Here is a 9,279-nt window from a genome sequence, read left to right as displayed (position 1 = left end):
CCCCATGCGTCATCTGATCTCCATCGACGACCTCACCGACGCGGAGCTGCGGCGGATCGTGGACCGCGGTGCCGAGTTCTCCGCCGGTCTCGCCCGGCGGCCCGCCCCGCTGGAAGGCCAGGTGGTCGGCGTCTACTTCGCCAAGACCTCCACCCGCACCCGTACCGCCTTCTCCTCCGGATCGCTGCGGCTGGGCGGTTCCCTCATCGCCTACGGACCCGGCGACCTCCAGCTCAACACCGGCGAGACCACCGAGGACACCGGCCGGGTGCTGTCCGGGATGCTCGACGTCCTCGTCGCCCGGACCGCCGGGCCCGAGGCCGAACTGCGCGGCTGGGCGCGGCAGGGGACGATGTCCGTCGTCAACGCCATGACCGCCGAGGAACACCCCACCCAGGCGCTCACCGACCTCACCACACTGGTGCGCCACTTCGGCCACATCGACGGGCTGCGGATCCTGTACGCGGGCGAGGGCAACAACACGGCGGCGGCCCTCGCGCTCGCCCTCACCCGCTTCCCCGGCGTCCACTTCGAGGTCCGCACCCCGCCCGGCTACGGACTCGACGAGGCGATCGCGCACCGGGCCCGCGCCCAGGCCGCCCGCACCGGCGCCACCCTGGTCGAGCGGTCCGACATGGACGAGCTGGCCGGCGGCCACGACGTGATCTACACGACCCGCTGGCAGACCACCGGCACCAGCAAGCCCGACCCCGACTGGCGGACCGTCTTCGCCCCGTTCCAGGTCACGCCCGCCCTCTGGGAGACCAGCCCGGACGCCGTGTTCATGCACGACCTGCCGGCCCACCGGGGCGAGGAGGTGGCGGCCGAGGTGCTGGACGGACCGCACAGCATCGCCTTCGCCCAGGCCACCAACAAGATGCACAGCGCGATGGCGGTACTGGAGTTCGTCCGCACCGCCGAGACCTCCCCGAAGGCCGGGGAGCCGGCGGCCGGGGCGACCCCCGCCGCGGACCGCGATCTGGTGGCCGCGCGATGAAACCGGCGACCGACTCCGTGACCGAACCGACCGACCCGGCGGTGCTGCCGTGGCTCCTGGCCGGGCAACGGGACGACGCCGTGCCGGACGAGGAGCCCCGGGCGACCGCGGAGCGCGCGCCGCAGGCCGTGACGGAGGTCGCACCGGACGCGGAGACCGCCGCGCCGCCCGTGCCGCTGCGGCGCAACCGTGACTACCGCCTGCTGTGGGGCGGCGCCGGCCTCTCGCTGCTCGCCGGGCGTGCCACGGCCGTCGCGTATCCGCTCGCCGTCCTGTGGGCGACCAGGTCGCCCAGCGACGCCGGGCTCGTCGGGACCGCGCTGCTGCTCCCACAGCTCGTGGTGCAGCTGCCCGGCGGTGCGCTCGTCGACCGCTGGGACCGGCGGCGCATCATGCTGGTGGCCGGACTCGGCCAGGCGTTGGTGGCCGGTGCGGTCGCCGCGCTCCTGCTGAGCGGCCACGTCTGGCTGTGGGCGCTGCTGGCCGCCGCGTTCGTCGAGGGCACCCTCGGTGTGCTGTTCCAGCTGGCCGAGCGGGCCGCCGTGCCCGCCGTGGTGCCGCCCGAGCAGATCGGCGCCGCCATGACCGGCAACGAGGCCCGCACCAGGGGGGCCGCCATCGCGGGCCAGCCACTGGGCAGCGGACTGGTCACGCTCGGCTCCGCGCTGCCGTTCGTGGCGGCGGCGGCCGGTCAGCTCGCCGCCGTGGTCTGCCTGTTCGGGGTACGGGGGAAGCTCCAGCAGGAACGGAAGGACGCGCCCCGGACGGCGCTTGCCGCCGAGGTCCGGGCCGGCCTCGTCTGGATGTGGCGCCAGCACTTCCTGCGGGCCGTGATGGCCGCCGTCGCCGTATCCAACATCCTCTTCCAGGGCCTCAACCTGGCGGTGATGTCCGGCATCCAGTCGGCGGGCGGCACCGAGTTCCAGGTGGGCGTCGTGCTCTCGCTCAGCGGGGCGGGCGGTCTGGTCGGCGCGCTCAGCGGTGGCCGGTGGACCGAACGGCTGTCGATGCGCGCCCTGGTGATCGGCGGACTGGCGGTGTGGGCGCTGCTGATGGTGCCCGTCGCTGTGCTCCGCGACCCCTACGCACTGGGTGCGATCTTCGCGCTGAGCGGCTACGTGGGCGGTGTGTTCAACGTGGCGGGCGGGGTCTATCTCGTCCGGATCGCACCGGACAGCATGCGGGGACGGGCCAACTCCCTGGCCATGCTGGTGGGTGGCGGTGCGATGGCCGCTGGCCCGGTCGCGGCCGGCTTCGCCCTGGAGGGCCTCGGCCCGACCCGGACGATTCTGGGGCTCAGCCTCGCGATGGCCGTGACGGCCCTCGCCGCGCTGATCTCCCCGGCCCTGCGCCGGGGCCCGTTCGCGGCGGCCGACTGACCGACGGCACGCCGGAAGGCGAAGGAGGGGGTCACCGCAGCAGCGGTGACCCCCTTCTCGTCCGTGCCGGGAGCGTCAGCCTCCGGGCGAGTCGCGCAGGTCGCGCGACGCCGTGGCGAGCACCACGGCGACCGCCACCACGACCGCGCCGACGAGCCAGGCGGCGGTGGTGAGGGTGAGCCGGTCGGGTTCGAGCAGTGGCTGCCCCCGCTCCGCCTGCCACAACAGCAGTGCGGTGAGCCCGGCATGGCCGGCCCCGCCGACGACGATCAGGGCCGTACGCGTACCCTCGCCGCGCAGCAGCGGCAGCCGCCCCGAGAGCATCCCGAGGCCCACGGCGGCCAGTGGCAGCAACTGCAGCGCGTGCAGACCCACGAAGTGCGCCACCCGCAGATCCCCGCCACCGGTCGCCCAGTCGGTCAGCGGCAGACCGGCACCACCGTCCAGCACCCCGACGCTGTGCGCGCCGAGTGTGGCCGGATGCTCCCCGGCGTCCAGAGCCCGCTGCTGCGCGGCCGTGGGGGTGGTCATCAGATAGCCGATCGACATGCCCGCCAGTGAGACGAACAGCCCGATCGGGATGGCCCAGGCCAGCGGCCGGTCCACCTTGCGCTGCCACAGCAGGAAGATCCCGAGCAGCAGTGTCATGGTCCAGCCGATGTACGCCGCGCCGCCCATCGCCTTGACCAGTACGTCGTTGAGCGTGGACGACACATTGAAGTGACTTCGCTCGCCCCGTACGGCCTGGAACGTGATGATCGATATCTCCGGGACGATGAACAGCACCACGGTGACGGTGCCGAGTCTGCGCAAGGTGCGCTGCCAGCGATCCGTCCGGCCGATCATCCACGCCAGGGTGATCGTGTAGAGGCCGAACGAGACCGCGAACTTCAGGGGTTTGAGCCACACCCCCTCACCCAGCACGGTGCGTCCGTCGAGGAACAGGCCGCCCGCGGCTGTCACCGCGAGCAGTGCCATGGCCCCCGCGCACCAGGCGAGGGGGCCATGTAATCGGGGGATGCCCCCGTTGTCTTCGGTGTCCTTCCGTTGGACCCGGGCGCTCGTGAGCGTGACCACAGTGACTCCTTCACTGGTGGGGACAGTGACCGGTACTGGCCGCTTGAATGGCCGAAAAACGATGTAGTGATTCGTACATCTGTTTCCGGAAGAACGTAATCCGTTGCCATATCGTCCCGGCATCGCGGCGGCTTCGGCGCCGATCACACCCCCTATGAACAGGCAATACGCCCTGCCGACGCGGTTATAGGACGCACATAGTCCGGCCCGCGAGAGTCGTTCCATCACCGCAATCCCCGCACCGCCCACTGACGAAGGAGATCCACCGATGCCGCAGAACACCATGGACCGCCGGGGCGTCCTCAGGGCCGCCGCCGGCATCGCCGGGGCGGCGGCCGCGGTGACGGTGGCCGGCGCTCTGCCGGCCTCCGCACACGGCCGGCCCCGCAGCACGTTCCCCGAGATCCCGGGCATGGTCGGCGACCGTCGCGCCAACGAGTTCTGGTACGAGTACGACGAGCGCTTCTACTTCAACCCGACGCCCGAACTCGTCGAGGCCGTCGACGTCATCGTCAAGCCGTTCGGCGACTTCACCAAGGTCGACTCGGCCTGGGCCGCCACCCGCTCCGGCGGGCGCTACCCGCGCAGCTACCTGGAGCTCATCCGCCCCAACCGCGACGCCTTCGTGCTGCTCTCCGGCGCCCAGCGCGACGTCTACCGCGAGTTCTACGGGAACGACCCGGAGGGGCTGGTCCACGCCTTCCAGGACTTCGGCCAGGGCGTCCTGTTCGACCCGCGCCGCTCGGCCGGCAACAAGGTCCACATGATGAACTTCACGCCGCCGGACTTCACCCACGCCTACCACCGCTGGCACCCCTTCCTGGCCGGCTTCCGGCTCCTGGACATCGACGTGAAGTGGTGGACGCACATCAACCGGCTCGCGGGCGTCGCCTGGGAGCTCCAGTCCATCGGCCAGCCGGCCATCGACGCGAACGACAACAAGCGCCTGCCCCGGCGGACCGTGCACGGCGTCACCCGCAAGTGGCTGCACCGCAGCCCGGACCAGCTCGACACGGCCTTCGACACCTACCCGTACCCGGTCGACCTGGGCAAGTTCTAGGAGGCCGCCGAACGCGGCGCCGTCCGTCCGCGGGGCGTGCCCGCACACGCCCCGGGACCGCACCCCACTCCCCGTACGACTCAGGAGGCACAGCCCACCATGCGAGCCACGACCGGAACTTCACCCCGCATCGGCGTCTGGATGATCGGCGCACGAGGCTCGGTCGCCACGGCCGCGACCGTCGGCGCCACCGCGATCGCCGCGGGCAGCGCCTCCTGTGACGGATGCGTCACGGACCTTCCCCCGTTCCGCGACGCATCACTCCCGGCCCTCGCCGACCTCGTGTTCGGCGGACACGACATCGTGTCCGTCCCACTGACGGCGAGGGCCGGGCAACTCGCCCGGGCGGGCGTCCTGCCCGCCACCCTCCTCGACGGCGTGCACGGCGCACTGGAGGCCGCCGACCGCGAGATCCGCGACGGCTCGCAGCGGCCCGGCGAGCCCCAGGCCGAGGCCGCCGCGCGCTTCGCGGCGGACATCGTCTCCTTCCGCGAACGGCACGCCCTGGAACAGGTCGTCGTCGTCAACGTCTCCTCCACCGAGCCGCTGCCTGACCCCGACCCGGCGTTCCTCGACCTCACGGAGCTCGACGAGATCCTCGCCACCAGCACCGACCTGCTGCCGCCCAGCTCCCTGTACGCGTACGCCGCCTTCCGCGCCGGCTGCGCCTACGTCAACTTCACCCCGTCCGCGGGCGCTTCGCTGCCCGCACTGGAACAACTCGCCCGGGCCTGCGGCGTCCCGCACGCCGGGCGCGACGGCAAGACCGGCGAGACCCTCGTCAAGAGCGCGCTCGCCCCGATGTTCACCCAACGCGCCCTGCGCCTGCGCTCCTGGTCCGGCACCAACCTGCTCGGCGGCGGCGACGGCGCCACCCTCCAGGACCCCGAGGCCGCCCGCAGCAAGACCGAGTCCAAGCAGCGCAGCCTGGAGGAGACCGTCGGCCACCCCGTCCAGGGCCAGGTCCACATCGACAACGTCCCCGAGATGGGGGAGTGGAAGACCGCCTGGGACCACATCTCCTTCGAGGGCTTCCTCGGTGTCCGGATGTCCATGCAGTTCACCTGGCAGGGCTGCGACTCCGCCCTCGCCGCCCCGCTCGTCCTCGACCTCGTACGGCTGGCCGCCCACGGCCGCCGCCGCGGCGACCGTGGCGCGCTCACCGCACTCGGCTTCTTCTTCAAGGACCCGGCCGGCTCCCGTGAGCACAACCTCACCCTCCAGTACGAGGCCCTGACCGCCTGGGCGAACGCCCCGGTCCCGGCCGCGACGGGCAGCCTGCGATGAACACCGCCCTGCGCACCTACGCGGAACTGGTCCGGGCCCCCGCCGCGATCACGGTCCCCGGCGACGTCGTCGCCGGGGCACTCGCGGCGGGCCGCCCCGGCATCCGCCGCACCACCGGCCTCGCCGCGTCCTCCGTCGCCCTGTACTGGGCGGGCATGGCTCTCAACGACTGGGCGGACCGCGCCGAGGACGCCACCGAACGCCCCGAACGCCCCATCCCGTCCGGCCGGCTCACCCCGAGCGCCGCCCTCGCCACCGCCATCGGCCTCACCGGCGCGGGCCTCGGCCTCGCCGCCCTCGCCGGCGGCCGCCGCACCCTGCTGCGCCGCACCCTGCCGCTGGCCGCCGCCGTCTGGGCGTACGACCTCGGCCTCAAGTCGACCCCGCTCGGCCCGGCCGCCATGGCCGCCGCCCGCGCCCTCGACGTCCTGCACGGCACCGGCCCCGGCCGCGCGGCCGCCGCCCTCCCGGCCGCCGCCGCCGTCGCCGCGCACACCTTCGCGGTGACCCGGCTCAGCCGCCACGAGGTCGACGGCGCGCCCACGAGCGAGCCGAAGCTGTCCCTGGCGACGACCGCCGCGATCGCCGGAGCGGGCGCTGCCCACCTGCTGGCCACCGCCGGCCCGCGCGCCGCAACCGCCAACGCCGCCCGACCGCCCACCCCCGCCCGGCTGTTCTCCGCCGCGGCGGACGGCGCCCACCTCGGCGCCCCCGCCGCGTCCTCCGTCGCCGCACTGCTCGCCGCCGCCGGGACACCGGACGCCCCCGTCGCCCGCAAGCCCGTCGACGCCCTGGTCACCGGCGCGGCCCTCGCCACCTACGCGGGCACCTGCGCCCGCGCCCAGACCGCCGTCGTCCGCGACCCCTCCGCCCCGCGCGTCCGCGCCGCGGTCGGTGCCGGCATCCACGCACTGCTGCCGCTCCAGGCCACCCTGGTCGCCCGCGCCGGAGCACCCCTGCTCGCCCTGCCGCTCGCCGCCGCCCTGCCCCTGGTGGGCCGGCTCGCCCGGAAGGTGTCCTCGACATGAGCCACCGCCCGGACCCCTCGGACCTGCGCTTCGCGTACGGCACCAACGGCTTCGCCGACCACCGGCTGCCCGACGCGCTGCGCGTCCTCGCCGACCTCGGCTACCGGGGCGTCTCCCTCACCCTGGACCACCAGCACCTCGACCCCTACGCCCACGACCTGCCCCGGCGGATCGCCGAGACCCGGCGCGCCCTCGACGCCACCGGCCTCGCCGTCGTCGTCGAGACCGGCGCCCGCTACCTTCTCGACCCCTGGCGCAAGCACCGCCCCACCCTGCTCTCCGCCGAGCCCGAGGGCCGTGACCTGCGCCTGGGGCTGCTGCGCCGCGCCATCGGCATCGCCGCCGAACTCGGCGCCGGGGCCGTCCACTTCTGGAGCGGCACCTCGGACCCCGGCACCACCCCGGAACAGGCCTGGCAGCGGCTGGTCGACGGCTGCGCGGAGACCGTCGCGCACGCCGACGCCACCGGGGTCGACCTCGCCTTCGAGCCCGAGCCCGGCATGCTCGTCGCCGACCTCGCCGGCTACCGCAGGCTGCACCGCGAGCTGGGCCTCCCCGACCGCTTCCGTCTCACCCTCGACATCGGCCACTGCCGGTGCCTCGAACCCCACAGCGTCCCCCGCTGTGTCGAACTGGCATCCGACCGCCTCGCCCACGTCCAGATCGAGGACATGCGACGCGGCGTCCACGAACACCTGCCGTTCGGCGAGGGCGAGATCCACTTCCCACCGGTACTGCGTGCCCTCGCCGCCGCCGGGTACCGGGGACTGGTCTCGGTGGAGCTGCCCAGACACAGCCACGCGGCGACCGCGACCGCCCGCCACAGCATCGAATTCCTGCGCACCGCAGCCCTGTCGAAGGAGGCCGAACCGGTATGACAGCACCGACGATCACGGCGGCACCGACCACCGTGCACCACACCCTCACCCTGCGCGCCCTCACCGAGGGACTGGGCTCGGCCCTCGACCACGAGCACCGCGCCCGCCTCGCCCAGGACCTCGCGGCCGTCGCCGAACAGGGCCCGGCCGCCCTCGACAGCCGCTTCCCCGCCGCCGGCCGCGTCTACGGCAGGGGCAGGCTGCCCGGCTGGGCGGGCTGGAGCGTCGAGGACGGCGTACGCACCAGACTCCTCGGCCAACTGAAGCTCGAAGGCCCGGAGTTGGCGCAGGAGGCCACGGAGCGCTACCGCAACGGCGACGCGGCGGAGCGGCGCGGCGTCCTGTGCGCCCTGCCCTTCCTGCCGCTCGGACCGCACGCCGTACACCTCACCGACGACGCGCTGCGCACCAACGACAACCGGCTCATCGCCGCCGCGCTCGGCCCCTACGCACGGGCCCACCTCGACCAGTACCGCTGGCGCCAGGCCGTCCTCAAGTGCCTCTTCACCGGCATCCCGCTGGCCAAGGTGGCCGGACTGCACGAACGCCGGGACGCCGAGCTGGCCCGGATGGCCGTCGGCTTCGCGACCGAGCGCCGAGCGGCGGGCCGTACCGTACCCGCCGACCTGTGGCTGGTCGCCACCCACGACAGCTGAGCACCGCACCCGGCCCGCAACGGAGCCGGGCCACACACCGACGGAGATTGGCCATGCGTATATTCGACCCGCACATCCACATGACGTCCCGGACCACCGACGACTACCGGGCCATGTACGACGCAGGTGTACGCGCCCTGGTGGAACCGGCCTTCTGGCTCGGCCAGCCACGCACCCACCCGGCCAGCTTCGCCGACTACTTCGACGCCCTGCTCGGCTGGGAGCCCTACCGCGCCGCCCAGTTCGGCATCCGGCACCACTGCACCATCGGGCTCAACCCGAAGGAGGCCAACGACCCGCGCTGCACCCCCGTGCTCGACCTGCTGCCGCGCTACCTCGCCAAGGACTCCGTCGTAGCGGTCGGGGAGATCGGCTACGACACCATGACCGACGCGGAGGAGCACGCGTTCGCCGCACAGCTCGACCTCGCCGTCGAATTCGGGCTGCCCGCACTGGTCCACACCCCGCACCGCGACAAGGCCGGCGGCACCGCCCGCTCCCTGGCCGTCATCGAGGAATCCGGCATCGACCCCGGCCACGTCGTCCTCGACCATCTCAATGAGGTAACCGTCACCGAGGTGATCGGAACCGGCTGCTGGATGGGGTTCTCCATCTATCCGGACACCAAGATGACCCCGCAGCGGATGGTCGACATCCTCAAAAAGTACGGAACGGAGCACATGCTCGTTAACTCGGCGGCGGACTGGGGACACAGCGATCCCCTGCTCACCAGGATCACCGCGGAAACCATGCTCGAAGCCGGTTTCGACGAGGATGATGTCGACCGCGTCATGTGGCGCAACCCGCTCACGTTCTACGGGCAGTCGGGCAGGCTTGACCTGGACGGTTACAACGATGTGCAGGCCGCGGGGCTGTACGCCGGAAATTCGATCGCCCGCGGCGGCAGTTGAGGTCGA

General features: G+C 73.1%; 9 protein-coding genes. 8 read left to right on the top strand and 1 reads right to left on the bottom strand.

Going from position 1 to position 9,279, the window contains the following annotated elements:
* The first annotated feature begins 4 nt into the window (after positions 1–4).
* Positions 5–997, top strand: coding sequence for an ornithine carbamoyltransferase (locus tag ACFVH0_RS13420; protein WP_385819697.1), 993 nt, complete (start codon positions 5–7; stop codon positions 995–997).
* Positions 994–2,376, top strand: a complete 1,383-nt coding sequence (locus ACFVH0_RS13415) for an MFS transporter (protein WP_385819696.1) — start codon at positions 994–996, stop codon at positions 2,374–2,376. The genes ACFVH0_RS13420 and ACFVH0_RS13415 overlap by 4 nt, the downstream gene beginning before the upstream one ends.
* A gap of 75 nt (positions 2,377–2,451) precedes the next feature.
* On the opposite strand, the gene ACFVH0_RS13410 is transcribed toward ACFVH0_RS13415, so the two are convergent.
* Positions 2,452–3,354, bottom strand: coding sequence for a hypothetical protein (locus ACFVH0_RS13410; RefSeq protein ID WP_385819695.1), 903 nt, complete (start codon positions 3,352–3,354; stop codon positions 2,452–2,454).
* A gap of 367 nt (positions 3,355–3,721) precedes the next feature.
* Between ACFVH0_RS13410 and ACFVH0_RS13405 the strand changes: the two genes are divergently transcribed.
* From ACFVH0_RS13405 to ACFVH0_RS13380, 6 genes are all read left to right on the top strand, one after another.
* A complete protein-coding gene (locus tag ACFVH0_RS13405; protein WP_385819694.1) occupies positions 3,722–4,513 on the top strand; it encodes a Tat pathway signal sequence domain protein in 792 nt (263 codons plus the stop codon).
* 99 nt (positions 4,514–4,612) lie between these two features.
* The gene (locus ACFVH0_RS13400) at positions 4,613–5,800 is read left to right on the top strand and encodes an inositol-3-phosphate synthase (RefSeq protein WP_385819693.1); all 1,188 of its coding nucleotides are present in this window, start codon (positions 4,613–4,615) and stop codon (positions 5,798–5,800) included.
* On the top strand, positions 5,797–6,828 hold the full coding sequence (locus ACFVH0_RS13395) for an SCO3242 family prenyltransferase (protein WP_385819692.1): 1,032 nt from the start codon (positions 5,797–5,799) through the stop codon (positions 6,826–6,828). The genes ACFVH0_RS13400 and ACFVH0_RS13395 overlap by 4 nt, the downstream gene beginning before the upstream one ends.
* Complete coding sequence (locus ACFVH0_RS13390) at positions 6,825–7,706, top strand: sugar phosphate isomerase/epimerase family protein (RefSeq protein WP_385819691.1); 882 nt, start codon at positions 6,825–6,827, stop codon at positions 7,704–7,706. The genes ACFVH0_RS13395 and ACFVH0_RS13390 overlap by 4 nt, the downstream gene beginning before the upstream one ends.
* Positions 7,703–8,362 (top strand): EboA domain-containing protein, encoded by a 660-nt coding sequence (locus ACFVH0_RS13385; protein ID WP_385819690.1) that lies wholly within the window; start codon positions 7,703–7,705, stop codon positions 8,360–8,362. The genes ACFVH0_RS13390 and ACFVH0_RS13385 overlap by 4 nt, the downstream gene beginning before the upstream one ends.
* A 53-nt stretch (positions 8,363–8,415) precedes the next feature.
* Positions 8,416–9,273, top strand: coding sequence for a TatD family hydrolase (locus ACFVH0_RS13380; protein WP_385819689.1), 858 nt, complete (start codon positions 8,416–8,418; stop codon positions 9,271–9,273).
* Positions 9,274–9,279 lie beyond the last annotated feature (6 nt).

It is taken from the genome of Streptomyces sp. NPDC127117 (assembly GCF_042677325.1).
Classification (GTDB): Bacteria; Actinomycetota; Actinomycetes; order Streptomycetales; family Streptomycetaceae; genus Streptomyces.
Note: the sequence above shows the minus strand (reverse complement) of the source record. Positions and strands in the feature narration are given on the sequence as shown.

Coding starts and splice junctions, on each gene's coding strand:
- ACFVH0_RS13420 (WP_385819697.1), top strand. CDS start 5: ATGCGTCATCTGATCTCCATCGACGACCTCACCGACGCGGAGCTGCGG.
- ACFVH0_RS13415 (WP_385819696.1), top strand. CDS start 994: ATGAAACCGGCGACCGACTCCGTGACCGAACCGACCGACCCGGCGGTG.
- ACFVH0_RS13410 (WP_385819695.1), bottom strand. CDS start 3,354: ATGGCACTGCTCGCGGTGACAGCCGCGGGCGGCCTGTTCCTCGACGGA.
- ACFVH0_RS13405 (WP_385819694.1), top strand. CDS start 3,722: ATGCCGCAGAACACCATGGACCGCCGGGGCGTCCTCAGGGCCGCCGCC.
- ACFVH0_RS13400 (WP_385819693.1), top strand. CDS start 4,613: ATGCGAGCCACGACCGGAACTTCACCCCGCATCGGCGTCTGGATGATC.
- ACFVH0_RS13395 (WP_385819692.1), top strand. CDS start 5,797: ATGAACACCGCCCTGCGCACCTACGCGGAACTGGTCCGGGCCCCCGCC.
- ACFVH0_RS13390 (WP_385819691.1), top strand. CDS start 6,825: ATGAGCCACCGCCCGGACCCCTCGGACCTGCGCTTCGCGTACGGCACC.
- ACFVH0_RS13385 (WP_385819690.1), top strand. CDS start 7,703: ATGACAGCACCGACGATCACGGCGGCACCGACCACCGTGCACCACACC.
- ACFVH0_RS13380 (WP_385819689.1), top strand. CDS start 8,416: ATGCGTATATTCGACCCGCACATCCACATGACGTCCCGGACCACCGAC.